Genomic DNA, 26,846 nt, shown 5'->3' with positions numbered 1-26,846 from the left:
CCCGTCAATGCTTTGTCATCTGGTAGGCGAGGTGTCGGTCGTTGTGCGAACTGGGCTCAGGTGGCGCCATCGTCGCCATCGTCGCCATCGCCGGCGTCTCTCGCGGGCCTGCCCGAACCGCCGGTCTCGGTGCGCTGGCCTTGTACCGCTCGCCGCGCCCTGCGCCGAACGAGTCGGGTGTGCACGCCCGCAAAGACCAGCGGCACGAAGCACAGTGTGGAGATCGTGGCGAACAGCAGGCCGCCGATCACGGCCCGGCCCAGCGGGGCATTCTGTTCGGCGCCTTCGCCCAGCCCAAGCGCCATCGGCACCATGCCGATGATCATGGCCAGCGCCGTCATCAGCACCGGTCGGATCCGGCTCGCGCCAGCCTCCAGCGCGGCTTTGAGCGGCGCCATGCCGGCCTCCATCCGTTGCCGCGCGAAGGCGACCACGAGAATGCTGTTGGCCGTGGCTACGCCCATCGTCATGATGGCCCCCGTGAGCGCGGGCACGGAGAGTCGCGTGCCCGTGAGAAAGAGCATCCAGACGATGCCGGCGAGGGCGGCGGGCAGGGCGCTCACGATGATGAGCGGATCGACCCACGACTGGAAATTCACCACGATCAGCAGATACACGAGCACGATGGCCATCGCCACGCCCACGCCCAGCCCGAAATACGAACTTTGCATGGTGCTGACCTGACCGCGCACCACGATCTGGCTGCCGCGCGGCAGATCCTTGCGCGCCTGGACCACCAGCTTGTCGATGTCGCGCGCCACGCTCCCGAGATCGCGGCCTTCCACGCTCACGAAAATGTCGATGACCGGCCGGATGTTGTAGTGGCTAACCACGGCAAATCGCTCTTGCGGCCGGACTTGAACGAAGTTGGCGAGCAACTGGGGCTGGCCGTTGTTGCCCGTGCCCGCGACCGGCAGGCGCAGCAGGTCGTCGATGGAACTGATGCGGTACTGTGGCGATTGCACCGAAAGGCTGTACTCCACGCCGTTCTGGTGGTTGAACCAGAAGCCCGGCGACGTCTGCGAGCTGCCCGAGAGCGAGATCAGCACGTTCTGGGCCACGGCATTGGCATTCAGGTTAAGTTGCTGCAAGCGGGTGCGGTCCATGTCCAGGTGCAGCGCCGGCGCGTTGATCCGTTGCTGGATGTGCGTGTCGACCGTGCCGGGTACCAGACGGACCTGCTTGAGCAACTTCGTTGCAACCCCGAAGTTCGCCAGTTGCTGGTTGCCGCTGATCTGGATGTCGATGGCCGCGGGCAGGCCGAAGTTGAGAATCTGCGTGACGACGTCGGCGGGTTGAAAGAAGAACTCCACGCCGGGGAAGCGTTGCGGCAGGATCGCGCGCAACTTGTCGATGTAGGTCGCGCTGGGCTGGTGGCCGGGCCTGAGCGCGATCTGGATCTCGCCGTCGAGCGTGCCGATGGTGCCGGCGTTGCTGTACGACAGGTTGATCCCGCTGTACGGCAGGCCGAGGTTGTCCAGAATCGTCTCCAGCTCGTTGGCTGGAACGATTTCCCGAACGACTTTCTCGACCTCGTCGGCCAGCCGCGCCGTTTCCTCGATGCGGGTACCCGTCGGTGCGCGCATGTGCATGCGGATGTTGCCGGCATCGACCGACGGGAAGAAGTCCGAGCCGAGCACGAACACCAGCCCCATCGAGAGCACGCAGAATGCCAGGAAGCTCGTGGCGAACACCCGGCGGCGCACGAGCAGGGTCGAGAGCACCGAGATGTAGGCCCCGCGCATGCGCTCGAAGGCGGCGTCGAAGCGCTGATGCAGGCGTCGGAAGGCGCCGGGCCGGGCATTCGGATCGGCCTGATGCGCGTGCCCCATGAGCAGCATGGCCAGTGTGGGCACCAGCGTGCGCGACAGGATGTACGACGCGAGCATGGCGAACACCACTGCCTCGGCAAGCGGCACGAACAGGTATCGGGCCACACCCGTGAGGAAGAACATCGGCACGAACACGATGCAGATACAGAGTGTCGAGACGAGCGCCGGCACGGCGATTTCACCCGCCCCTTCGAGAATGGCCTCGTGCAACGGCGTGCCCATGTGCAGGTGGCGCTCGATATTCTCGATGGTGACGGTAGCGTCATCCACGAGAATCCCGACGGCCAGCGCCAGCCCGCCCAGCGTCATGATGTTGATGGTCTGCCCGAGGGCATGCAGCGCCAGCAAAGAGGAGAGGATCGACAGCGGAATCGAGATCGCGATGATGCACGTGCTGCGCCAGTTGCCGAGAAACAGCAGGATCATGGCCGCGGTGAGCGCGGCGGCAATCAGCGCTTCGTGGATCACGCCCTGCACGGCGGCCTTCACGAAGACCGACTGATCGAACAATGCGGAGATGTGCAGATCTTCCGGCAAGGCCGCGCGTGCTTCGGGCAACAGGGCCTTGAGCGAGTCGACCACCGAGAGCGTCGAGGCGTCGCCCGTCTTCATCACGGAGATCAGCACGCCGCGCTGGCCGTTCTGGCGAACGATGTTGGTCTGCGGCGAGAAACCGGTGCGGACGTGGGCAACTTCGCGCAGGTAGGTCGTCGCGCCGTTGACCGTGCGCACCGGAATGTTGTTCAGCCCTTCAACGGTTGGCGGAGAGCCGTTCATGTCGACGGTGTACTCGCGCGGGCCGATCTTGGCCGTGCCGGTGGGCAGGATCAGGTTCTGCGCATTGACGGCGGCCACCACGTCCTGCGCCGTCAGACCCTTGGCGAGCAGGGCCCGCGAGTCGATGTCGACCGAGATCAGGCGGGTCTTGCCGCCGTAGGGGTACGGCACCGCGGCGCCGGGAATCGTCACCAGTTGGGGGCGCAGGAAGTTCAGGGCCGTGTCGTTGAGCGCGGGCTCCGACAGGCTGGGGCTCGACAGGCCAAGCTGCATCACCGGGATGGACGACGCCGAGTAACTGATGATGAGCGGCGGTGTCGCGCCGGGGGGCATCTGCTTGACCTGCGCCTGCTCGACGGCCACGACCTGAGCGAGGGCAGTCTGGAAATTGGCCGTCGGTTGCAGAAAGATCTTGATGATTCCGATGCCGGGCAGCGACTGCGATTCGATGTGCTCGATGTTGTTGACGGTGGTCGTGAGTCCGCGTTCGTTGCCGGAGATCATCCGATCGGCGATGTCCTGCGCGGACAGGCCGTTATAGGTCCAGATGACACTGATCACCGGGATATTGATCTCCGGCAGCACGTCGACCGGGGTGCGCATGAGCGCGAGTGGGGTGGCGAGCAGAATCAGAATGGCCATCACGATGAACGTGTATGGCCGTTTGAGCGCAACGTTGACAATCCACATGATTCAATCGCGCTCGGGCGCAGTCGCAAGCGTAAGGACAAGGGCCGACCGGCGCGCACAATGCGGCGCCGCACCGGTGCCGGAACGGAACGCTGCCATGGTATGGGCGACGCCCCAACGCCAAAATGGCGCGAAAATGGCGAAATTGACAGAATTGCCGCGTGCTGGCGCAAAGCCTTGTCGCATAAGGCTTTACGCCACGTTGTATCGACAGCGGTGGCGTATTACGGTCTGTTGCGTGATAAAGTTGACGTACTGAAAGTCGCCAACCGATAGCCTAAGGTCGCCGTTCGATCCGAGGTTGCGGCAACCGGCGTCACGAACTCAAGCCCCACGCAGGAACGCAATGACCGAACGTCCGACTTCCCCTCCGGAACCACAGCCGGTTTCCGGCACCGTCACCCGTAGCGCGATCTTTCTCGTGGCCACCGTGCGCGACGATCCTGCCGCCCATGCGAACGTGCGCGGCTGGTGCGCCGATGTGGGCGCCTATGTCCGCGCCGTCGGCAAGCGCGTGCCGTCCGGCAACCTCTCGTGTGTCGTCGGCTTCAGCGACAACGCCTGGGGGCGCCTGTTCGGCGATCCGCGTCCTGCCGAGCTCCATCCGTTTCGCGAGTTCGGCGCCGGCAAACGCCACGCGCCGGCCACGCCCGGCGACCTGCTGCTGCACATCCGTGCCGAGCAGATGGATCTGTGCTTCGAACTCGCCACGCTGTTGCTGAACAAGCTGGGCGATGCCGTCACGGTGGTCGACGAGGTGCACGGTTTCCGCTATTTCGACATGCGCGCCATGATTGGCTTCGTCGACGGCACGGAGAACCCGGAGGGCCAGGAGGCGCTCGAGTTCACGGTGATGGGCGACGAAGATCCCGAATTCGCGGGCGGCAGCTACGTGCTGGTGCAGAAGTATTTGCACGACATGGCCGGCTGGAACGCGCTGCCGGTCGAGGCGCAGGAACGCATCATCGGCCGCACCAAGCTCAGCGACGTGGAGCTCGACGACGGGGTCAAGCCAAGCTGGTCCCACAGCGCGCTCACCACGCTGGAAGAAGACGGCAAGGAGATCAAGATCCTGCGCGACAACATGCCGTTCGGTCGTCCCGGATCCGCTGAGTTCGGCACGTATTTCATCGGTTACGCGCGCTCGCCCCGGCCCATCGAACAGATGCTGGAAAACATGTTCGTGGGCCGTCCGCCGGGTAACTACGACCGATTGCTCGACTTCAGCAACGCCGTGACCGGCGGTCTGTTCTTCGTCCCCTCGGTGCCGATGCTCGAAGCGCTCGCCGAGCGCGAGGCGCCGCTGGCGGAAGCCGGACCGGAATCCATCCGCACCCTCATCGACACGCCGTCGACGTCCACACCCGTGGTCGATGTGACGGTGTCGTCTCTCATTTCACCGAGCCCCGCGCCGGCGGACGGCTCACTGCAAATCGGATCGCTTAAAGGAGTATCTCAGGCATGAATAACCTGCATCGCGAACTGGCCCCCATTTCGAGCGCCGCATGGGCGCAGATCGAAGAAGAGGTGGCACGCACGTTCAAGCGTACCGTCGCCGGCCGCCGTGTCGTCGACGTCAAGGGTCCCGGTGGCCTGTCGCTCGCCGGCGTGGGCACCGGCCATCAGACGGCCATCGACGCGCCGCTCGACGGCGTGGGCGCGCGTCAGCGCGAAGTGATGCCGCTCGTGGCACTGCGAGTGCCGTTCGAACTCTCGCGCGAAGCGATCGACGACGTCGAGCGCGGCGCGAACGACTCGGATTGGCAACCAGCCAAGGACGCCGCCATCAAGCTGGCGTATGCCGAGGATCGCGCGATTTTCGACGGCTATCCGGCTGCCCGAATCACGGGCGTGCGCGAAGGCACGTCGAACCCGGTGCTGCCGCTGCCGGACAATATCGCGGACTATCCGACGGTGATCGCCAAGGCGCTCGAGCAACTGCGTCTGGAAGGCGTGGACGGCCCGTACAGCGTGCTGCTCGGCGCGGATGCCTACACGGCCGTGGCCGAGGCCAACGATCAGGGGTACCCGATTCTGGAGCACATCGGCCATATCGTGAGCGGCGAGATCATCTGGGCGCCGGCCATCGATGGCGGCTGCATCGTCTCCACGCGCGGCGGCGACTACGAAATGCACATCGGTCAGGACGTGTCGATCGGCTACCTGGACCACACGGCCACGACGGTTCGTCTGTACCTGGAAGAGACGTTCACGTTCCTGATGCTGACCGCCGAGGCCGGCGTGTCGGTCGGTCCGGCCAAGCCGGTCGGCGTGAAGAAGAAGGCGAAGTAAGCTCGCTAGCTTATTGAAAGGAAAAGAAAAATGGCCGGGGCGAAGATCGCTCCCGGCCATTTTTCATTGGGCCTGTCATCGGGCTCGTGAGGCTCAGTTGGCTGCCGGTGCAACACCCGGTGCCGGCGCGTCGGCGGGCATCGGCTTCTCGATGATGACCCGGCGATTGTCGCGGGCGATGACCTTCATCGGCAGTCCCAGCGTCTCGAGGACAGTGAACTTCTCCGGATCGACCAGCGCGAGCGCCTTGGGCGCTGACATCCAGACCTCGGCAAACTTGTTGAGCGTCGGAATCCAGCTGTCCGGCGCCTGCGATATGCCGAATTCGAGTTCGTCCTGCACGGCGACCATGATCATCGTGTGGCGCAGGTAGTACGGCATGGTGTGGTCGAGCGTGCCCACCGAATAGAACGGCGTGTCCGGCCCGAGTCGCTCCATTTCCGCGCGCACGGCGGGTACGAGGTCGATGCCCGAGCTGCCGCGCCCGAACGCTTCGTGACCCGTTCCCCCGATCATCGTGAACGCCAGCCACGTGCCGGCGAAAGCGATCAACGCCTGCTTGGCGCTACGGGAGCTGAGCCAGCGCGTGACGCCCAGACCGATCAGCCCCACGAAACTTGCCGCGTACAGGTAATACGAGAACTGACGATACGCTTCGACCGGGTTGCGGCTGTCCGAATGATGGGACAGGAAAACGAGGCAAGTCACGATCGTTGCCACGAACAGCACGGCGGACACGATCAGATGCTTGCGAAGCGATTCGCGCGACATGCCGGCAAGCCCCAGCCCGAACAGCAAGGCGATGGACGGCGCGATCGGCAGCACATACGAGATGAGCTTCGAGTGCGAGATCGAGAAGAAGCAGAAGATGAAGACGGTCCACACGGTGATCATCAACACCGGTCGGAAGCCGTTGGCCTGACGGGGTACCGCACGGGAAGCGGAGATCGTGCGCGGAATCATCGACAGCCAGGGCAGGAAGCCCACGATCAGCACCGGTACGAAATACCAGAGCGCGCCGGGACGATGGTGATCCGGCTTGAGGAAGCGGTTGAAGTGTTCGTTGATGAAGAAGAAGTCGAAGAACGACGGATTGCGTGCCATTACCGCGGCGAACCACGGCACCGTGACGGCCAGCATCACGATCAGGCCGCTCGCGATGTGCAGCCGCTTCCATAACGCCCAGTCGCGCGAGATCAACGTGTAGATCACCAGCACCGCCCCGGGCAGCACCACGCCGATCAACCCCTTGCTGAGGATCGACAGCCCCATGGCGAGCCAGCACAGCCACATCCAGTTGCGGGTTTGCGTGTCGGTCAGGCCGGGCCGCTGGGCAAGCAGCAGCGAGCACAGCACGAGCGCCATCATGAACGACAGGCCCATGTCCAGCACGTTGAAATGGCCGAGCAGCGCCCACAGCGGGGCGCTGGCGAGCGTGAGTGCGGCGAAGAATCCCGCGCGTGCGCCGAAAATGCGACGGCCGGTGTAGCCCACGAGCAGCACGCCGCCGAAGCCGGTCAGCGCCGTCCACAGGCGGGCCTGCCAGTCGCCGAGGCCGAAGATCATGAACGTGAGCGCGTTCATCCAGGTCTGCAGCGGCGGCTTCTCGAAGTACAGATAGCCGTTGTAACGCGGCGTGACCCAGTCGCCCGTGGCGAGCATTTCGCGAGCCATCTCGGCGTATCGGCCTTCGTCGCTGGGGACCAGGTGGCGCAGGTTCAGCACACCGAACCAGACCAACGCGAACACGGCAAGCAGCCAGAGCAGGGCGGTGGGGGAGATCGGCCAGGGTTCCAACCCGGCGTCACGTTGAGAACGTATGGACATGAATACGAGGCTTCCGGTCTTGATGAATGGGGTACGGCAGTTTAACGGTGTCTTGCGGCAATCAACGACTTGGCGGTTGCGAAATATCCGGATTGGGCAGACTCACGCGAACGTGAAGCCCGCGTGGCGGTGTCGGGCTCGCGTCTTTCAGCTGCATATGACCGCCGAGGCGGTCGACGATCGCGCGCACGATGGCCAGACCCAGGCCCGTGCCTTCTCCGCCATGCTCGCGCGATTCGCGCTGGTCGGTCGCCCGGTAAAAGGCGTCGAAGACGCGCTCGCGCTTGTCGGCATCGATGCCGGGCCCCGAGTCGATGACGTCGATGACGACGTCAGGGCCGGAGGATGACAACCGAACCGAGACGGTACCGCCCGCCGGGGTATATCGCACGGCATTGCCGACGAGATTGCCCAGCAATGTCACGATGTCGCGTTTGACGCCTACGACGCGCAGGTTCGGCCGGCCCGGCACGCCGAGCGTCGGGCCGACGAGATTCAGGGCGATCTGCTTGCGGTCGGCCAGCACGAACACGTCTTCCAGCGCCTCGTGCACGGCCGGCAGCAGCGCGAGCGGCGCGGCGGGCGCCGTCGGCGCGCTTTGCGCGCGGGCGAGCGTCAGCAACTGCTCGAGCAGGGTGCGGGTGCGCTGCAAGCCGCTCTTGAGCTTGGTCAGGCGGTTGCGGGTCTCGGCGTCGATGCTCGTGGGCGCGAGCGCCCGGTCGAGGTTCTCCGACTGGATGACCAGCGCCGTGATCGGCGAGCGCAGTTCGTGCGCGGCGTCCGCCACGAACCGGCGCTGCTCGTCGAGCGCCTTGGCCAGACGTGCCAGCAGTCGGTTGATGGATACGATGAACGGCTCGATTTCGGTCGGCGCGCCTTGCGTGGCTAGCGCCCGCAGGTCCGTGTCCCGCCGGGTGTCGACCTCGGCCGCCAGCCGTTGCACGGGGCGCCATGCACGGCGCACCGTCCACACGATGGCCAGAATCAGCAGTGGCACGAAGACGATGAAGGGCAAGGCCGTGCGCAGGCCGCTGTTGCGGGCGATCTCGTTGCGGCCCTCGGTCGGTTGGGCGACGACGATGCGCAAGTCGGGTTCGACGGTACGCACGAACGCGCGCCACGTGTGCCCGCCGGTGTTGACGGTGTGGAAACCGTCGGCCAGCGTGACCGGAAAGGTGCCCCCGAGCCGTTGTACGGTCAGGCGGTAATCGTGGTCCTGAATCGGCAGGCCATGCACGGCGTGATCGGCGCCGGCGAGGTTGCGGGTGTCGACCAGCGCGGCGAGTTGCAGCAGTTGGTCGTCCTGGAAGCGATAGGCTTCGCGAAAGGCCGCAGCGTAGGAAACGAAGCCCGCGACGATCGCCAACACCAGCGCGCAGGCCGAGAGCGTGACCACCAGGCGCGACTGCAGCGAGCGCATCATGCCTTGGGCACCAGCCAGCCCGCGCCGCGGATGTTGCGGATCACGTCCGATCCCAGTTTCTTGCGAATCGAATGAATGAGAAAGTCGATCATGTTGCTCTCGATCTCCTCGCCCCAGCCGTACAGACGGTGCTCGAGCGCGTCGCGAGAGAGAATCGTGCCGGGGCGAAGCATGAGCGCGTGCAGCAGCGCGTATTCCTTTGCCGAGAGCGTGCAGCTGATGTCGCCGTAAGTGGCCTGATGCGTCGCGGGATCGAGGGCGAGGGCGCCGTTGGTCAGCACCGGCACGGCGACCCCTGCCTGGCGCCGGATCACGGCCCGCATGCGCGCGAGCAGTTCGCCGACTTCGAACGGCTTCACGACGAAGTCGTCGGCGCCGAGATCGAGACCCTGAATGATGTCTTCCGCACCGTCGCGCGCGGTCACCACGATGATCGGCGTGCGTCCGCCCGCACCGCGATGCGCGCGCAGGACTTCCCAGCCGTCACGCCCCGGCAGACCCAGGTCGAGCAGCATGAGGTCGTACGTGTGAGCGGCGAGCGCAGCGAGGGCGGCATCGCCGTCACGGCACCAATCGGCCGCGTACGAGGCGTCCTTGAGCGCCTGCATCATGGCCTCGCCGATCATGGCGTCGTCTTCTACGAGCAATATCCGCATGTTTTCCGAAGGCTCCACCGCGTGGCCCCAGCGGCGCACGCGCAATCCTTGCCCGCCTGACACGACGGTACGGGCGCACGATAGCGCGCGAAACTTAGGAGAAACTTAGTTTTCGTCTGCGTGCACTCGCGCGACTATGCCATGAAAACTCACCTTTAAACAATGACTTAGCAAAGATATTTCATGTGGGAGCGCAGCCTCGGTGGCGCGACAATCGCGTTGCGATCCGGTCGGCCGGGGTCCGATGGCGTCCGTGGGCGGCGCATGGGCTGGCCGTGGCGGCTCGAAAGCGTTGTCCTTGGGGATGTTGGAACGTTGAAAGGCCGGCAATGGCCGGCCCTTCGACCCGGGGCAGAGAAAGTCGCGGTGCGCGAGGGGTGCCGGGCACCGCGTTTGTTGCCTATTGCGCGCGCAGCGTCCTTGCCGCCGCCACCATGTTTTGCAGCGCCGGGACCACTTCGGACCATTGGCGCGTTTTCAGCCCGCAGTCCGGATTGACCCAGAGTCGCGTGGCGGGAATGCGCTCGGCCGCCTTCTTCATGAGCGCCACGATTTGCGCCTGGGACGGGATGTTCGGCGAGTGGATGTCGTACACGCCCGGCCCGATCTCGTTCGGGTACTGGAACGAGTCGAACGCGTCGAGCAACTCCATGTCCGAGCGCGACGTTTCGATGGTGATCACGTCGGCGTCCATCGCGGCGATTGCCGCGATGATGTCGTTGAACTCCGAATAGCACATGTGCGTGTGGATCTGCGTGTCGTCACGCACCCCGTTGGCGGTGATGCGGAACGATTCCACCGCCCAGTCCAGATACGCCTGCCACTGGGCGCGCCGCAGCGGCAGGCCTTCGCGCAGGGCGGCTTCGTCGATCTGGATCACGCGCACGCCGGCGCGTTCGAGATCGAGCACCTCCTCACGAATCGCCAGGGCGAGCTGGAAGCACGAGACCGACCGAGGCTGGTCGTCGCGCACGAAAGACCAGTTCAGAATCGTGACTGGGCCGGTCAGCATGCCCTTCATCGGTTTGTCGGTGAGCGACTGGGCGTACCGGATCCACTCCACGGTCATCGCCTTGGGACGGCGAATGTCACCGAACATGATGGGCGGTTTCACACAGCGCGAACCGTACGACTGCACCCACCCGAACTGGCTGAACGCGTAGCCCTCCAGTTGCTCGCCGAAGTACTCCACCATGTCGTTGCGCTCGGCTTCGCCGTGCACAAGCACGTCCAGCCCCAGTGCCTCCTGCTCGCGCACGCTGCGCGCGATCTCGGCCTGCATCGCCGCGATGTAGCCGGCCTGATCCAGCTCGCCCGCCTTGAAGCGGCTGCGGGCGGTACGGATTTCCGCTGTTTGCGGGAACGAACCGATGGTCGTGGTCGGGTAGAGCGGCAGCTTCAGCCTGGCCGCCTGCTTCGGGGCGCGCTCGGCATACGGCTTCAGGCGGCGTCCCAGCGAAGCCTCGATCTTCGCCACCGCCGTCTTCACCTCGGGGTTGTGCACGCGCGGCGAAGCGCGGCGGCTCGCGATGGCTGCGGCGTTGGCGGCAAGTTCGGCGGCCACCGCGTCGCGCCCTGAATTGATGGCGCGCGCGAGCACGTCGACTTCGGCCAGCTTCTGCCGGGCGAATGCGAGCCACGACTTGATGTCCGCGTCGAGTTTCTCCTCGCTGTCCAGGTCGACGGGCACATGGAGCAGCGAGCACGACGGCGCAATCCAAAGGCGCCCGCCCAATCGGCTCGCGAGCGGCTCGAGCCAGTCGAGGGTGGCGGCGAGGTCCGCCTTCCAGATGTTGCGGCCATTGACCACGCCCAGCGACACGATGCTGTGTGCGGGCAAGGCGGCGACAACAGCGTCGACTTCGCCCCGCGCGTTCACGGCATCCAGGTGCAGACCATCGACGGGCAGGCGGCAGGCGAGCGGGAGATTGTCCTGAAGCTCACCGAAGTACGTGGCCAGCAGGCGCTTGACCGGTGCGTCGGCAAGCGCGGCATACGTCGTCTCGAACGCCGTGCGCCATTCTGGGCTCAGTTCAGTGACGAGAATCGGTTCGTCGATCTGGACCCATTCCACGCCCTGCGCGGCCAATGTCTCGAGCAGCGCCGCGTACACCGGGAGCAGCCTCGGCAGCAAAGCCAGCTTGTCGCTGTCGTCCTTGGCCTTGCCCAGCCACAGATACGTGACCGGGCCAATGATCACGGGCTTCGCCCTCACGCCGGCGGCGCGAGCTTCAGCAACTTGCTCGACGAGTCGCGACGCGTCGAGGGCGAAGGTCGTGGCGGCGGTAAATTCCGGCACGATGTAGTGATAATTCGTATCGAACCACTTGGTCATTTCGCCGGCGGTCACGCCACCACAGCAATGCGCGTGCGCATCCGTACCCAGGGCGGAACGCCCGCGCGCCACGCGGAAGTAATTGTCCAGTGCATCGCCATGAAAGCCTTGCACGCGCTCGGGCAGGTTGCCCAGCGTGAAGCTCATGTCGAGCACCTGATCGTAAAAGGCAAAGTCGCCGACCGGCACCAGATTGAGCGCCGCTTGGTCCTGCCAGTGGCGCAGGCGCAGCGACGCGCCAAGCGCCTTGAGTTCGTCGCGTGACGATTGGCCCTTCCAATACGCCTCCTGACCAAACTTCAGTTCGCGTTTCGCGCCGATGCGCGGATATCCCAGATTGTGTGTCTTTGCCATGTGCTCTCTTGACCGTTGTCGCCATTGGAATGAATGCTTGCCGACGATCATAGAGACTTCGATTCATGAATGAAAATGTTCTTATTTTGAACTAACTTCAATTTCATTCATGTTGAGCGTGATGCTGGTGGTGAGAGCATTTGGGCGACATGGCGCAGATGATCGATGAGCGTGAGTGCCGCCGCATTGGGCGCGGGGTCGTGCAACACGCCTACGGTGGGGGCGACATGCGCGAAGCGAAGTCCGAAGTCGTGCAGCGCGGCGCGCAGCGGTGATCGCGCGACGCCCAGCGTCGAGGCGAGGAACAGGCACGGCATGGCTTGCGCGGTGCTGGCATTGGTCATGAGCGATACGGATTCCATCACCACGTTCGGCATCGGCAATCCTTGATGGGCGAATTCGGTGTCGATGGCGCGCCGCATCGGGGTGCCCGGCGGCGGGACGATCCACGGGTAGCGGGCGGCGTCGGCCCAGCTCGGTGTCGTGCTGGCGGCAAGGGGATGGTGTTTCGCGCCGTAGACACGGACTTCGTCGTCATAGAGCGCAACGACGCCGAAACCCGCGTTCATGGCCGTCTCGTCGAGGCGGCACACGAGAAGATCGATTTCGTGCCAGCGTGCGCGCGGCAGCAGCCGATCGAGTGTCTCTTCGAACAGATTGACGCGCAGGGCCGGGCCAGTGTGCGCGATCCGGGCGAGCGTCTGCGGCATCAGCACGCTGGCCATGCCCGGCAGAATCCCCACGTTGACCGGGTGTGCCAGACCGTCACGCAAGGCCTCCAGGGCGGGGGCGACGCCGGCGAGATCTGTCAGCATGCGCTCGGCACGCTCGAGCAGTGCATCGCCATAGGCGGTCGGGGTTACGCGTCGCGTGGTGCGCTCGAACAGCGCCACTCCGAGCGCCTGCTCGATTTCGCGCAGCCATTTGGAGAGCGCGGGTTGGGTAATGGCGGCGGCTTCGGCGGTGCGTGCGAAGCTGCGGGTTCGTCCCAGCCAGCGCAATGTTTCCAGATCCCGGATGCGCAGCTTGCGAAGCGCTGCCGGGATTGCGCGGGCAGGGTGCGAAGGGTCGGTCTGCAACGCTTGGGGGGTGTCGATCATGTTGGCGAGAAGCGGTAAGGAGCGGCCGCGGGCGGTCGGCCGAGCCACATATTGATGTCATTTTGGTAATGAATGTACCGCGACTTTTCATCGGTGTGTGACGAGTCCAGCCAAATAATGAGACTCCCATCCCGGTAGCCCGCGCGACACACGACGCGGGCGCCCTTCAGGAGCGAGACACATGACCCTCAGGAAGTCCCCATCGACGCCGGGCGAGTCCGGAAATCCGTCGGACGATTCGCAGGCCAGTGCGGCAACAGGCACGCCGACAGCCCATGATGCGCTTTCCGGCAGTCGCCCATCGCGGCGCCATTTTCTGAAGCAGGCCGGTGCGGCCGTCGCCTCGGCCGGGTTGGCGTCGCCAGTGCTCGCGGCGGCCAAATCCGCGCCCGACGGACCGCGCCCGCCGGGCGGGGCGCACGACGACGGCTACGTCATGGCGCAGGAGGCGCCGTCCGTGGCGCCCAAGGGCTACAACATCCTGTTCATTCTCACGGATCAGGAGCGCCACTTCGACAAGTGGCCATTCCCGGTGCCCGGGCGCGAGCGCCTGCGCCGCGAGGGGGTGACGTTCGTGAATCATCAGATCGCGGCGTGTGTCTGCTCGCCTTCGCGCTCTACCGTATACACGGGGCAGCACATCCAGCACACGCGGGTGTTCGACAATTGCGGCATACCGTGGCAACCGGACATGTCGACCGACATCCGCACGATCGGGCACATGATGCGCGACGTGGGTTACCACGCCGCCTATCTTGGCAAATGGCACCTGAGCGGCAAGCTGCACCACAATCACACGCCGTACGACACGCCGACGCAGGAATACCACGACCTCATCAAGGCCTACGGCTTCGACGATTACTTTGGCGTGGGCGATCTGATCGGACGCGTGCGCGGTGGCTACACCTACGATGGGCTGACGACGTCGTCGGCCGTATCGTGGCTGCGCGGGCGTGGCGCTCAGCTCGCCGGTGAGTCGAAGCCGTGGTTCATGGCGGTCAATCTGGTCAATCCGCACGACGCCATGTTCCTGAACACCGATCCGGTCGGCGTGAATGCGCAGAACGACAGCCGTCCCACGCTTGGCAACGCGCGTCCCCCGAAAGACCGCCTCTACGAAACGCACTGGAACGTGCCGCTCGCCTCCACCCGCAAGCAGGCCTACGATGCGCCGGGACGACCGGCGGCACATGGCGTCTACAACGCGTCCGAAGGCGTGCTCGTCGGCGACTATCCGCTCGACGATGCGCGCTTGCAGGTGTATCAGGACTATTACTTCAACTGCATTCGCGACTGCGACACGCATGTGGTGACGCTGCTCGACACGTTGCGGGAGCTGGGGCTGGACAAGAACACCATCGTCGTGATGAGCGCGGACCATGGCGACCACGTGGGCGCGCACAAGCTCGTCGGCAAGGGGCCGACGACGTATCGCGAGCAAAACCACGTGCCGCTCGTGATTCGTCATCCGGCCTATCCGGGCGGCAAGCAATGCGCGGCCCTCAGCTCGCATGTGGACATCACCCCGACGCTGCTCGGCCTGACCGGCCTCGACGCGGCCAGTATTGCGCGCGTCGCGGGCGACGCCGTAAGAGGGCACGATCTCACGCCCCTGCTGCGGCGTCCCGAGCGGCACGCGGTGGATGCCGTTCGTGCCGACGCCTTGTTCAACTACGCCATGCTGCTGTTCTATGACAGCGAGTGGGTCGCGCAGGAGTATGCGACGCTGCGCACGAAGGGCATGCCCATCGAGGAAATTCATCGTCGCGTGATCGCCCGGCAGCCCGACTTCCGGCATCGCGGCATGATTCGCAGCGTGTTCGACGGGCGTTACCGGTTCTCGCGCTACTTCTCTCCGACGCAGTTCAACCGACCGACATCGCTCGAGGCGCTTTTCGCGAACAATGACGTCGAACTCTACGATCTTCACGCCGATCCGACAGAGTCGAACAACCTCGCGCTCGACTCGCGCGCCAACGGCGCGTTGCTCATGGCGATGAACGCCCGGCTCAACGACCGGCTCGACGCTGAAGTGGGGGAGGACCGCCCGGACATCCTGCCCATTCGCGACGGTCGCGTGCATTTCACGTTCGAGTCGGCGGCTGGCTGAGGTCCCCGCAAGATCGCGGACACGCTGGACATTGGCCGGATGCGCGGCATCGGTGGTACGCTCGTGCGACTTCGCGCGCGGCGCTCGATGCCGCGCGCACGATGATCCACCGTTTTCGCCAACGTCATGAAAAAAAGAGACTTTCTGGCCGGCGCCGTGGCGCTCGGCGCCTCGGCGCCCGCGCTCGCCAGGCCGGGCCGGGCATCCGCCCAGTCAGGCGCACCCGCGTCGACACCCCTCGTCACGATCAGCGGGGCCATCGACCACCGCAATCGCGGCCCGGTCGATCCCGCGCTGGATCAGCTGTTTCACAAGCAACTCGTGAAGTTCGACGGCGCGTTCGCGTTCGACTTCGGGATGCTGGCGCGCCTTCCCGCGCAGACGATCCGGCCGACACTCGAGTACGATGCGAAGCCGCACACGCTGCGAGGCCCGCGCCTGACCGATGTGCTCTCAGTGGTGGGCGTGCCCGGTCATCCATTGACGCAGGTGCTTTTGCGCGCCATCGATGGTTACGTGGTGGCGAGCACGCTGGAGCAACTGGCCGAGTATCGGTTCCTGCTCGCGACGCATCTGGACGACAAGCCGCTGGCGCTTGGCGGCCTCGGCCCGCTCTGGGCGGTCTACGAGCCCGCAGCCATCCCCGCGCTCGCGGACAAGCCGCTCAAGGAGCGGTTCGCCTTGTGTCCCTGGGGCATTTACCACATCCAGATTAACGCCGTGTCCTGACCGGGCCGATCGCCCCGGCGTCAACGGGCCGTGGCGCGCCCCATGGTGGCCTTGCCACCGGCAGCGGCATTGGCGGTGCCCGCCGTTGCCGGTTTCGACGAGGGTGCGGCCGGCACGGCAAGCGCGGGCGGGTCGATGGGCTGGTAAGGTCCCGGGCGCCCACGGAGTTTGATCGGGTCGAGCGCGTTCACGTCTTCATGCAGGATCCGGCGAATCTCGAGAATCGCCTGCGGCGTTTCCTGCACGCTGTGACCGGCCACGATCACCCGCTCGGACTGCGCGCCCGCGAGATGTGCGCTGTTGTATGGCACCACGCCATCCGTCGATTCGTTCAATGGTCCCTTGGCGGAGCGGCGCGCGATGATCGAGTGGTACTGGACCTTGGGGGAAATCTTGAGTCCCGCCGACGCAACCACATACGGATCGGTGTCGCGCAACTGGTCGACGCTGTTCGGTACGTAGCGGGTCTTGCCCTCCGAGGGATCGTCCTCCGATCCGGTGGCGAAATGCAGCACGTCGTCGATGCCCGAGAGCAGCGTGACCGGCAACTTGATAAGGTTCGATATCCAGCGACCCAGGCGGTTGCGCGCGAACGGTGTGCCGCGATGCGGCGACGCGATGAAGATCGCGCGCTCGAACTGCGGCACCGGCCCGAAGTGGAACAGCGGATCGAGCCGGTTGCGCGCTCGGTCGACCTTGTCTTCATCCAGGTGGTAGTCGTTCTGGAAGACCGACCAAAGCTCGTCGTCCGCGCTCGAGACCATCAGCCGGGCGATCACGCCGCCCATGCTGTGCCCGATGATGACGGCGTCGTGCGACGCCGCGGACACTCCGTCCGGATCGAAGTGCCTGAGCGTGGTCTCGAAGGCGTTGCGAATCGCCATCGCATTCACGAGAATCGGCGAATTCGTCGGGTAGTACACCTGCCAGATCTGGAAATGTTCCCGCAACGTGGCGTCGCCCTGGATCTCGTTGGCCAGGTTCACCCATGCCTCCGGACTGCTTGCCAGGCCGTGCAGCATGAGAATCACGCGGCGCCCGGGGTCGAAGGGCTGCATCAGGTAGATATGCGGGCGAACAATGCCGCGGTCGCGCCCGAACAGTGTGCGCAGCGACTGTTCCGCGAAGCCCGAGCGGGCCAGCCAGAGACCGTACCCAGCCGTGAAATTGCCCGCCAGAGGCACGGTCTGATGGTTGATCTCGACGGACGATTCGCGATACGGGTCATAGACGACCAGTGTGGCGATGTGCGTGGTGAGTACGTCCTCGAGCGTTGTGCCGTCGAAGCGCAGCAGCAGCGTGAGCGACGGCGACGGCATTTCGCTGTAGACCTGCCCGGCCTTCGGGTCGATGGCGCGCCGGAAGTCGCGCGATGCCTCTCGCTCGCGGGCGTTGCGCGCCCCCCGGGCGCGGTCGTCTTCGCGCGTCGAGTAGACGTTGTCGTTGTCGGGGCCGGTCGAGGCGTCGCCGCGCGGCGCCGGCGTGCGGGTCGTCGACGACCACAGGGCTTCGGCTGCCGATTTGTCGTCGAGTACCGCGACGAGCTCGGCGCCGAAGCCGTCCCGGCGATACGGGCTGCGTAGTCCGGCGAACGACAGCGTGGAAGCCGGCAGGACCTCTCTCGGGTCGATGCGCCGGCCGTCGAAGTTCACGCTGCTGGCGTCGACCGGCAGGGTCCAACCCGAAATGGTGCCGTTGCCGGTCGTCTTGGCGCGGCGGAACAGCGCCACGGCAAAGGACTGCACGGCGTAGTTGTAGTAGTCCCGAACCTGTGTCTGCCGATCCTCGAAAGCCCGCTCGCTCGACGGCCTGTCGCTATAGAAGAGATACGCGTAGGCGTAGCGCGCGGAGCGCAGCCAGAGATCGAACTGAGCGTCGTTCCAGGGCTTGTCGCCCGTCGGCGTTTGCGCAATGGCGAGTTGCATCGACATTTCGGCCATCGCCGCCAGGCGCCGGTCGATGTCGATTTCCTTCGCGCGACCCAGCGCGTCGATGCAGTCGAGCGACGATCTGGCACAGACCGTATCGTCCAGACCCGCGACGCGGATCGTTTCATCCGTCGAGGTGCTGAGCTTGCCGGTGGAGAGAATGTCGCCTCGCTTCATGGCGATGTACTGCTCCGGTCCCAGCGAGCGGACTTCCACCATTGCGCAGCCGGAAATTCCCGTGAGCCAGACGGCCGCACTCAATAGGGCGATGCGTCGCCAGAGCGCGCCGCCGGGGAAGCGGGCAGGTCCCGCCAGACGGTGCGACGTCATGGCGTCACCTTCGGGTCGTCGCCCGGTACGCCTTCGCGGATCCGTGCCGAAAAGTCGGCCGCGTCACCGGCGGCCAGCGCGCGGGCGACGAAATTGCCGCGTTCGGCCAGTTGTGAATAAGTGAAGCCCGGCGTGAGGCCGCCCTGGTCGTAGGCGTACTCGGCGAAGTAGCCCGAGAGGAGCAGGCGGTAGTCCAGTGGCAGGCCCGGCGCGATGATGCGAGCCAGTTCGAACACGATGGTTGTGCAGTTGCTGGTGAGCGTGTTGTACCACTTCGCGTGTCGGCGAAGATCGCGTGCGCGCTCGAGGTAGCCGAGAAAGACCTCGCGCAATTGTCTGGGTGGAATGTTCAGGCGGTACAGATAGACGGTCTCGCCGCGGACGTTGCTGCGCACGCGCAGGATGTCGCGCTCATCGGCGGCGACCAGCGTCGCTTCGAAGTCCTTGAAAAAGCCTCCGACCGCGGAGAACTTCTGCCCCTGCTTCTTGCGGATCTCGATGGAGAACACCACGCGCTGGCCGTCAGAGAACCCAAACGACACCAGCGTGTGCGCGATGGCGGGGCCCATCCAGTAGGAGAGTACGAGATCGGCGCTGTCGAGTTTGTCGAGATCGTACGTGCGCGTCTCCCAGCGGGGAGTGAAGTCGGTCTCGGTACGCCAGGCGAAGTTGCGCACATTGTGCAGGGTCACGTGCGAGCCGTCCTGCCGCGGATCGAGTAACTGGGCGACGTCGGCGGCCCAATCGCGATCGTTGGATGGCCGAATCGTCTGCCACCATCCGACAAGCAGGATCGTCGCGACAAGGAACGCGAGGGGCCATCCCTTGAGCGGCACCCCTGCGCGCACGCGCAGCAATGCCACCACGGCGGCCACGCCGAGGGACACCCACAGGGCGATCACGAGGTAGCGCGCCGGCGCCGGGCCGGGACAACGATAGGCGAGGGCCATGGCGCCCCAGGCGCATGCCCCCAGAACGATCAGCGCGAGAAACGCACGCAGCACATAGACGTACCACGCGATAGGACCGGCGAGGGCATCGCCGGCGTGAGATTGCAGTTGCACCATATTCGCGGAAGTCCGGCGATGCCGGGCAGTCATGCCAAGCGCAGAAGAATACCAGCAGAACGCGTCTGGGATGCGTCAGAGTCCAGTGCGCCCCGGCGTCGACAAGCCGGTGGCGCACTGTGTTTCAGGAGAATTCATGGGGCCGGGGCGCTGACGCCGCGTTGGCGAACGCGCACGAACGTGCTTCGGATCACGGCGCTCGTCGGGGGCGTGGGACGCGTGGCCCTGTCCGCCTGTTCGACGGGGCCGATTCGCTCCGCCCCGGCCCTGTTCGCGCGTCGGGCGGCAACGCGTCGAGGGTCTGCCGCAACGCGTTACCGAAGTGCCGATGTATCGATGGAATGCCGGTCTCAGACAGCGGGACGACCCGCCGTGCGCCGTGGCGCAAGGCGTTTGGCGATGCGGCCGAAGGCGCGCAGTTGCTGGGCGATCACCCCCGTGCCGTATCGACGCGAGCGGCCCTGCGGCGCGGGCAGCTGGTCGCGAATGCCGGTCGGCTCGACCTTGCGTTCCCAGGATGCCGTGCGAAACAGCATGTCCCACCAGGGGAACAGCACGCCGAAGTTGCAGCCGTAGCGGGTGCCTTCGTGTCCGTAGCCGATAGCGTGATGGCGACGGTGGAACGTCGGGCTCACGATCAGGCGCTCGAGCACCGGGCCGTACGGCAGCCGGGCGTTGACATGCTGCACGCTCTGCAGAAAGTTGCCGACCGCGACGAGCACCACATACTGCCCCGGTTGCACGCCGATGAACAGGGCGATCGCGGCGAAGAAGGCGGCTTGCAGGATGTCGTCGAGGAAATGATTGCGATCGTCGGACCACAACGACATCTGCTGCTGGCTGTGATGCACCGCGTGCAATTCCCACCATACGCCGAATCGATGCTGCCAACGGTGATACCAATAGCCCGCGAAGTCCAGCACCGTCAGGTACATCAGGAATGAGACGAGCGGCTGGTCGGTCACCCCGGGATAGAGGCTGTCGAGGTCGATACTGGCCAGACCGTGCATGACCATCAGGCTTTGGAGCGCGTCGAATGCGGGCCGGAGCACCATGAAGAAGAGCAGATTCAGGATGCCGAGCTTCGCAATCCACGTGTAGATCACGTCGGCGCGCACCTGGCGGCGGTCCTGCCAGCGCTCGACGGGGCGTAGCATCTCGAGCGGGCGCAGCAGCACGTAGGTCAGTCCGATCTGCAACACCCCGATCAGCACCCAATACAGGGCGTCGTAGATATCGTCGTCGTAACCCATCAGGTTGAAGTGGAACAGCAGCGGCTGCACCACGTCCACATAGACGAGCGTCTGGGCGGCGGAAATGCCGTTATCGACGAAATTGATCGCTTCCTGAATCATCTGGCAGTCTCGTCAGTCCGGATTCGGCGAGAGGACGGGCGCGCGCTCGGCGAAAAAGATGCCGTGCGGCGACCGGTTCACGGCAATGCGGTCGACCAGCTGGCGCGTCGTCAGGTCGATCACGCCGACATGGCGTGCGAACCGGAACGTCACCCAAAGATACCGCTTGTCCGCGGACAATTCCATATCGTCGGGGCCCGGCATCAGGCCGGTGATGTCGGCGACCTTGGTGAGCGATTCGTAATCGAGGATGCTGATGGTGCTCTCGACGCGGTTGCTCACGGCGATGTGACGCCCGTCGGACAGCGAGCGGAAGTTGTGCGCGCCGCGCCCGGTCTGGATCCGCTTGATGACCTTTTGGGCACGCCAGTCGACCACGGCCACGTCGTCCTCGCCGGTCATGCCCACGAGCAGGTACTTGTCGCCGGGCGTCATCCACAGACCGGCGGGCGTCTTGCCGACCGGCATGCGCCATTTCACCGTCTGGGTGGCCAGATCGATGGCCGCCAGTTCGCCCGAGTCCTGCAGCGTGACGAACACCGTTTTGCTGTCGGACGTGAAAGTCATGTGGCTGGGTGTCTTGGCCAGCGGAATGCGCTTGACGACGGACACGTTCTCGCCGTCGTAGCGATAGACGTCGACCCGGTCCAGACGCAGCGCGGCCGTCACGAACCACTTCCGATCGGGCGAAAAACCCAGCTGGTAAGGGTCGTCGATGTCCGCGACCTGCCGCTGCAGCTTGCCGGTATTCGGGTCGAGGAACATCAGGCTGTTCGAAACCGAGTTCGCGATGATCAGCGAGCGCTTGTCGGGCGTGATCATCAGGTGATGCGGTTCTTTGCCCGTGGGCATCGTGCCGACGACCTTGTGCGAGGCCTGGTCGATCAGCGACAACTGGGCGGCGCCGGAGTCGAGCACGATGACTGTCCCGGCATGGGCGGGCAGAAGCGGAAGGGAGCCGGCGGCGAGGGCGCAGAGCGCTCCGAGTTTGCGAGCGCGGCCGGTCAGCCGGGAAAGCGTGAAGCGCTTGGAGGAAAACACCATGAATGCCTAGGGTAGGGCGAAAAACGGAGACGCGCGCCGGTAAGCGACACGCCGATTCTCACGTTAAACGCGCCATGGCGCCGGTTCGTTGACAGGAAAATGGGACGAAATTGCGTCGATCCGCGAGTCGGCGGCAACGGGGCCGGCCTCCGAAAGTGCGCTGTGGCGCGGGCAAGGTGCCCGTGCCAGGTCGGCCGACGGCCGTCAGGGAGCGGACGAGGTGCTTTCGACGGCGGCGCCGTCCCACTCGACCAGCAGCGCCAGCGCTTCCTGCGTCCAGTCGAGCCAACCTTGTTCGTATCGGATGCCCAGGCGGAGGATGTGCCGCTGCAGCGCCGCCTCGCGGGTCGGCGCTCGCCCGGGGGGGAAGTCGCGGGCTTCGATGGCCCGGTAGGCCGCCAGCTTCTGGGCATGAACGGCTGCACGACGTTGCAGTTCGGGTTGCAGGCCGAGCGGTCCGACGACGGCATCCGCGCGCAATCGGACCATGAGGTCGTCGCGCAGATCCGATGGCGCGGTGTCGGTGGCGGCCCAGGCAAGGAGTTCGTCGCGCCCGGCGTCGAGCACCCGGTACATCCGCTTGCGCGTGCGCCCGCCGTCCGGCGCGGCCATCGAATCGATCCATCCTGCCCCCTCCATGCGCGCCAGCTCGCGGTAGATCTGCTGGTGGGTGGCGTGCCAGAAGAACCCGATCGACTTGTCGAATCGGCGAGCGAGGTCATACCCGGAGGAGGACTTCTCCAGCAACGAGGTCATCAGGGCATGGGCGAGCGGCATGTGCGGCAGTGTAGAGACTCGCCACTAACTATGCAACCCGTTGCATAGTTGAAAATGGCCGCATAGAATCGGCATCCAACTATGCAACCGGTTGCATACCATCGAGCCGCGATATCGATGTGCCCCATGCTTGCCGGCATCTGCCCCCGAAACCCACGGCGTTCGCCGGACGACGAGAGAGACAACGATGAGCGGATATCCCCACCTGATGCAGCCCCTGGACCTGGGTTTCACGACGTTGCGAAACCGGGTATTGATGGGTTCGATGCACGTCGGACTGGAAGAAGCGCGCGACGGCTTCGCCCGGATGGCCGAGTTCTATGCCGAGCGGGCGCGCGGCGGCGTGGCATTGATGGTGACGGGGGGTATTGCACCGAACGACGCCGGGCGCCCATATGCGGGCGGCGCCAAGCTCAGTACGGAGGAGGAGGCTGCCAGGCATCGGGTCGTGACCGACGCGGTACACGCGGCCGGTGGCAAGATCGCCATGCAGATCCTGCATTTCGGGCGCTACGCCTACCATCCCGATCTCGTGGCGCCGAGCGCGCTCCAGGCGCCGATTACGCCGGCCAAACCTCGCGAGCTTTCGGCGCAGGAAATCGAGTCGACCATCGATGACTTCGTGAACTGCGCCGCGCTCGCGCAGCAAGCCGGTTACGACGGCGTGGAGATCATGGGCTCCGAGGGGTATCTCATCAACGAATTCATCGCGGCGCGTACCAACCATCGCACCGACGCCTGGGGCGGCAGTTACGCGAACCGCATGCGTTTCCCGGTGGAGATCGTGCGACGGGTGCGGGAGAAGGTGGGCCGCGAGTTCATCATCATCTACCGGTTGTCGATGCTGGATCTGGTCGAGGGTGGCTCGACTTTCGACGAAGTGGCGCAACTGGCGCGCGCGATCGAAGCCGCCGGTGCAACGCTGATCAATACCGGCATCGGATGGCACGAAGCCCGCATTCCGACAATCGCGACGAGCGTTCCACGCGCGGCGTTTGCCTGGGTCACCGGCAAGCTCAAGGGGCACGTCGGCATTCCGCTTATCACGACCAATCGTATCAACACGCCGGAGGTGGCCGAGCGCCTGCTTTCCGAGGGGCAGGCCGACATGGTGTCGATGGCTCGGCCGCTACTCGCCGATCCCGAGTTCGTGAACAAGGCCGCGGCGGGTCGCGCGCAGACGATCAACACCTGTATCGGCTGCAATCAGGCATGCCTCGATCACACATTCGGCGGCAAAATCACGTCGTGTCTGGTCAATCCGCGCGCCTGCCACGAAACGATGCTGCGCATCGAGCCCGCCCAGCGCGTACGCCGGATCGCCGTGATCGGTGCCGGGCCTGCCGGTCTGGCCGCCGCGACCGTGGCGGCGCGCCGCGGGCACGACGTCACCCTGATCGAGGCAGACTCGGAGATCGGTGGCCAGTTCAACATGGCCAAGCGCATTCCGGGTAAGGAAGAGTTTCACGAAACATTGCGCTACTTCCGCCATGAGCTCGACGCCGCCGGCGTCAAACTCCACCTCAACACGCGCGCCAGCGTCGCATCGCTGCTCGACGGCGGTTACGACGACATCGTGCTGGCCACGGGCGTCGTGCCGCGCACGCCGGCCATCGACGGCATCGACCATTCGAAGGTGCTCAGCTATATCGATGTCCTGCGTGGCGGCGCGGCCGTGGGCAAGACCGTCGCCGTGATCGGTGCCGGGGGCATCGGCTTCGACGTGGCGGAATTCCTCACGCAAGCCGGCGAGAGCGCCACCCTGGTACCCGAAAAGTTCTACGCGGAGTGGGGAATCGATCCGGCGTATGCCCACGCGGGTGGCCTACGGGCGCCCATGCCGGAGGCGTCGCCACGCAAGGTTTACCTGATGCAGCGCAAGACATCCAAGGTTGGCGACGCGTTGGGCAAGACCACCGGATGGATTCATCGCACGTCGCTCAAGCATCGGGGCGTCGAAATGATTCCAGGCGTGACCTATCGCCGCATCGACGACGAAGGACTGCATGTCACCATCGACGACACCTCGCACGTGCTGCCCGTTGATAACGTAGTTTTGTGCGCGGGCCAGGAGCCGCTGCGCGAATTGGCGGATGGCCTTCGTTCCGCGGGAGCGCGCGTGCACGTCATTGGTGGCGCGGACGTGGCGGCGGAGCTCGACGCCAAACGTGCGATCAAGCAGGGAACGGAGCTCGCGATCGACCTGTAACTTTAGGGAGCCACGCGGGCGGCGGCAGATCGTTGTGCGACAATTACGCATCGTCGCGTTCGCCTTCCACCGGCGTGTCTGCGACGTCAAAGCGTCATTGCCGTGTGCCGGGCATGGGCGCAGATCGCTGCCGCGCGGGATCGTCCGATGCGGTCCCCGTGGGAATCCGTACCGTGTGGCCGACGGTGTCGTCGTCAATGAAACGCACGTTACTTTCCGCTGCTTCGCTCACCGGCCGCCTGCGACTTCAGAACCTTGCCGTTGTCTCTGTCGTCGCCATCCTCTGTATCGGCCTGTTTGCGATGGCATGGGGTGCGTTTCAGCGAGCCAGCGATGCCCGGGCGGCCCTCGATGCGCTGCAAGCCACATTGCTCGCCATGGAGAAGGCTTCCGCCGAGCGTGGCCCGGCCAACGCGGTACTCGGTGCCGATCTTCCGCTTCCCAACGAATCCGTCGCCGCGCTGCGCGGCGCCCGCGAAGTGACCAACGCACGCTTGCAGGCCTTGCTCTCGGCGCTCTCGGCCAGCCGCTGCGAACAGTGCGGTCCCAGCCTGCGCGCTGTCGAGCGGGCCAGGCTTGACCTCGCCGCCGCCAGCGCCAACGTGGACTTGCTGGCGCAGCGTCCGCGCGAGATGCGCAGCGACGCCGCCGTGCGTGACGCGGTCGATCGCATGGTCCGGGTCATCGCCGACTTCACGCCAGTGGCCTCGTCGCGCATCAACGTGGTCTCGCGCGGGGCGCCCGAGGCGCTTCACTTCCTCGTGCTCGCGCGGCTGGCGGCCGATCTGCGCGAGTACGCCGGGCAGCTCGGTTCTCATTTCACCGCCACACTCACGACGGGGCAGTCTCTCAGCGATACCGATCAACGTGCCATCGAACGGACGCTCGGCAGGATCGAGCAACTGCGCGACATGATCACGTCGCGCATGACGGACACGGCAGTGCTTGGCCCCCAGACGCTCGATGCGCTGAACACCCAGTATTTTGGGGCCGGTCTGCGTTACGTCGCCGCCGTGCGAGCGCTGGCCGGCCAGCCGCACCCGAAGGCGCCGACGACGGCCGAATTCGCGCACACTTACGTGCCGATGATGCGTGCCATCACCGATTTTCGCGACAACATGCTGTCGATCGCCCGCGGTAAGGTCGACGCGCAGTATTCATCCGCATTGCGACGGGTGATTTACACGGCGCTTGCCGAAGCCGCGCTGGTACTGGTGATCGCTCTCGTGTTGCGCAATTTCCGCCGCAGCGTGGTCCAGCCTTTCGAGGCCGCGGCGCGATTCGTGGACGCGCTGGCCCAGGGCAATCTCGACGTCGCGGTGCGCGACGAACGCCTGCCGAAGTGTCGTCCTCAGGTGCGTGCGGTGTTCGATGCGCTGAGGGTGCTGCGCCTGAACGCCGTCGAGTTGGCGCAACTGCGCCGCGAGCGGGCCCGTCTGCTGGGCGAACTGGAAATGAGCGCGGACACCGATCCACTGACGCATTTGATGAACTGGCGGGCGTTCGAGCGTCAGGCGCAGGCGCTGTGCGCGACGAACTCGCCGGGGCGCGTGGCACTGATCAAGTTCGACATCGACCACTTCACGAATCTCAACGCGACATACGGCCATGCGCTTGGCGACGACGTCCTGCGCCGTGTCGGTGCCGTGTGCCTGAACACATGTCAGCCCGGAGATGTCGTTGCACGGCTCGGGGCTGACGCTTTCGTCATTCTCGCGCGGGTGCTCGACGAATCCCGGGCACGACAGTTCGCGGAATTGTTGCGCGGGCGTATCGAGGCGACCACGCTCACCTTGCCTGACGGCGATGCGCTGCCATTGTCGGCCAGCTTCGGTATTGCGATGGCCGATCCGGTGACGTTCGACGCCGAAGGTCGGGCGCTCGGTATGCCGACGAACGTGTCGGCGTTGCTGAGCCAGGCTGAACGTCAATTGCATGCCGCTCGTCAGGCGCGGCGGCATGCACTCGATTGAGCGGCATTTTCGACGTGTGAAGCCATGCCCGGGGCGAC

At 65.3% G+C, this 26,846-nt stretch carries 17 protein-coding genes; 6 read left to right on the top strand and 11 right to left on the bottom strand.

Annotated elements, in window-relative coordinates; genetic code table 11:
- Positions 1–56: 56 nt before the first annotated feature.
- A complete protein-coding gene (locus LV28_RS36520; RefSeq protein ID WP_023874252.1) occupies positions 57–3,299 on the bottom strand; it encodes an efflux RND transporter permease subunit in 3,243 nt (1,080 codons plus the stop codon).
- 346 nt (positions 3,300–3,645) lie between these two features.
- Here LV28_RS36520 and LV28_RS36515 point away from each other — a divergent pair, with 346 nt between their 5' ends.
- Both LV28_RS36515 and LV28_RS36510 read left to right on the top strand, forming a co-directional pair.
- Positions 3,646–4,764 carry a Dyp-type peroxidase gene (locus LV28_RS36515; protein WP_023874253.1) on the top strand — a complete coding sequence of 373 codons (1,119 nt, stop codon included), beginning with the start codon at positions 3,646–3,648 and terminating at the stop codon, positions 4,762–4,764.
- Positions 4,761–5,591, top strand: coding sequence for a family 1 encapsulin nanocompartment shell protein (locus LV28_RS36510; RefSeq protein WP_023596086.1), 831 nt, complete (start codon positions 4,761–4,763; stop codon positions 5,589–5,591). The genes LV28_RS36515 and LV28_RS36510 overlap by 4 nt, the downstream gene beginning before the upstream one ends.
- 93 nt (positions 5,592–5,684) lie before the next feature.
- On the opposite strand, the gene LV28_RS36505 is transcribed toward LV28_RS36510, so the two are convergent.
- The 5 genes from LV28_RS36505 to LV28_RS36485 all read right to left on the bottom strand — a co-directional run bounded on the left by LV28_RS36505 (position 5,685) and on the right by LV28_RS36485 (position 13,286).
- Positions 5,685–7,418, bottom strand: coding sequence for a glycosyltransferase family 39 protein (locus LV28_RS36505; RefSeq protein ID WP_023874255.1), 1,734 nt, complete (start codon positions 7,416–7,418; stop codon positions 5,685–5,687).
- Between the two features lie 61 nt (positions 7,419–7,479).
- Positions 7,480–8,841 carry a sensor histidine kinase gene (locus LV28_RS36500; protein ID WP_048806339.1) on the bottom strand — a complete coding sequence of 454 codons (1,362 nt, stop codon included), beginning with the start codon at positions 8,839–8,841 and terminating at the stop codon, positions 7,480–7,482.
- Complete coding sequence (locus LV28_RS36495) at positions 8,838–9,497, bottom strand: response regulator transcription factor (protein ID WP_023596083.1); 660 nt, start codon at positions 9,495–9,497, stop codon at positions 8,838–8,840. Before LV28_RS36495 ends, LV28_RS36500 begins: the two co-directional genes overlap by 4 nt.
- 400 nt (positions 9,498–9,897) lie before the next feature.
- Positions 9,898–12,186 carry a 5-methyltetrahydropteroyltriglutamate--homocysteine S-methyltransferase gene (gene metE, locus LV28_RS36490; protein WP_038617417.1) on the bottom strand — a complete coding sequence of 763 codons (2,289 nt, stop codon included), beginning with the start codon at positions 12,184–12,186 and terminating at the stop codon, positions 9,898–9,900.
- 107 nt (positions 12,187–12,293) lie between these two features.
- Positions 12,294–13,286: a LysR family transcriptional regulator gene (locus LV28_RS36485; protein WP_023596081.1), complete on the bottom strand. Its 993-nt coding sequence runs from the start codon at positions 13,284–13,286 to the stop codon at positions 12,294–12,296.
- A 181-nt stretch (positions 13,287–13,467) separates the two neighbouring features.
- Here LV28_RS36485 and LV28_RS36480 point away from each other — a divergent pair, with 181 nt between their 5' ends.
- Both LV28_RS36480 and LV28_RS36475 read left to right on the top strand, forming a co-directional pair.
- Positions 13,468–15,396, top strand: a complete 1,929-nt coding sequence (locus tag LV28_RS36480; protein ID WP_081326878.1) for a sulfatase family protein — start codon at positions 13,468–13,470, stop codon at positions 15,394–15,396.
- A 126-nt stretch (positions 15,397–15,522) separates the two neighbouring features.
- A complete protein-coding gene (locus LV28_RS36475; RefSeq protein WP_038617426.1) occupies positions 15,523–16,125 on the top strand; it encodes a putative pterin-binding protein in 603 nt (200 codons plus the stop codon).
- Positions 16,126–16,145: 20 nt separating this feature from the next.
- Here LV28_RS36475 and LV28_RS36470 read toward each other — a convergent pair whose 3' ends face one another.
- The 5 genes from LV28_RS36470 to LV28_RS36450 all read right to left on the bottom strand — a co-directional run bounded on the left by LV28_RS36470 (position 16,146) and on the right by LV28_RS36450 (position 22,626).
- A complete protein-coding gene (locus LV28_RS36470; RefSeq protein ID WP_218026206.1) occupies positions 16,146–18,383 on the bottom strand; it encodes an esterase/lipase family protein in 2,238 nt (745 codons plus the stop codon).
- Positions 18,380–19,450, bottom strand: a complete 1,071-nt coding sequence (locus LV28_RS36465) for an Lnb N-terminal periplasmic domain-containing protein (RefSeq protein ID WP_115344337.1) — start codon at positions 19,448–19,450, stop codon at positions 18,380–18,382. Before LV28_RS36465 ends, LV28_RS36470 begins: the two co-directional genes overlap by 4 nt.
- A gap of 350 nt (positions 19,451–19,800) precedes the next feature.
- Positions 19,801–20,805, bottom strand: coding sequence for a sterol desaturase family protein (locus LV28_RS36460; protein ID WP_023596076.1), 1,005 nt, complete (start codon positions 20,803–20,805; stop codon positions 19,801–19,803).
- 12 nt (positions 20,806–20,817) lie between these two features.
- The gene (locus LV28_RS36455) at positions 20,818–21,849 is read right to left on the bottom strand and encodes a YVTN family beta-propeller repeat protein (protein WP_038617428.1); all 1,032 of its coding nucleotides are present in this window, start codon (positions 21,847–21,849) and stop codon (positions 20,818–20,820) included.
- Positions 21,850–22,053: 204 nt separating this feature from the next.
- On the bottom strand, positions 22,054–22,626 hold the full coding sequence (locus tag LV28_RS36450) for a PadR family transcriptional regulator (protein ID WP_038617430.1): 573 nt from the start codon (positions 22,624–22,626) through the stop codon (positions 22,054–22,056).
- A 187-nt stretch (positions 22,627–22,813) separates the two neighbouring features.
- On the opposite strand from LV28_RS36450, the gene LV28_RS36445 reads away from it, so the two are divergent.
- Together LV28_RS36445 and LV28_RS36440 are read left to right on the top strand one after the other, a co-directional pair.
- Positions 22,814–24,835: an NADPH-dependent 2,4-dienoyl-CoA reductase gene (locus LV28_RS36445; RefSeq protein ID WP_038617433.1), complete on the top strand. Its 2,022-nt coding sequence runs from the start codon at positions 22,814–22,816 to the stop codon at positions 24,833–24,835.
- A 197-nt stretch (positions 24,836–25,032) separates the two neighbouring features.
- The gene (locus LV28_RS36440) at positions 25,033–26,808 is read left to right on the top strand and encodes a GGDEF domain-containing protein (RefSeq protein WP_038617437.1); all 1,776 of its coding nucleotides are present in this window, start codon (positions 25,033–25,035) and stop codon (positions 26,806–26,808) included.
- The last annotated feature ends 38 nt before the right edge of the window (positions 26,809–26,846 follow it).

It is taken from the genome of Pandoraea pnomenusa (genome assembly GCF_000767615.3).
GTDB classification, from domain to species: Bacteria; Pseudomonadota; Gammaproteobacteria; order Burkholderiales; family Burkholderiaceae; genus Pandoraea; species Pandoraea pnomenusa.
The sequence above is the reverse complement of the archived record's forward strand: the minus strand, read 5'-3'. Positions and strand labels throughout refer to the sequence as shown.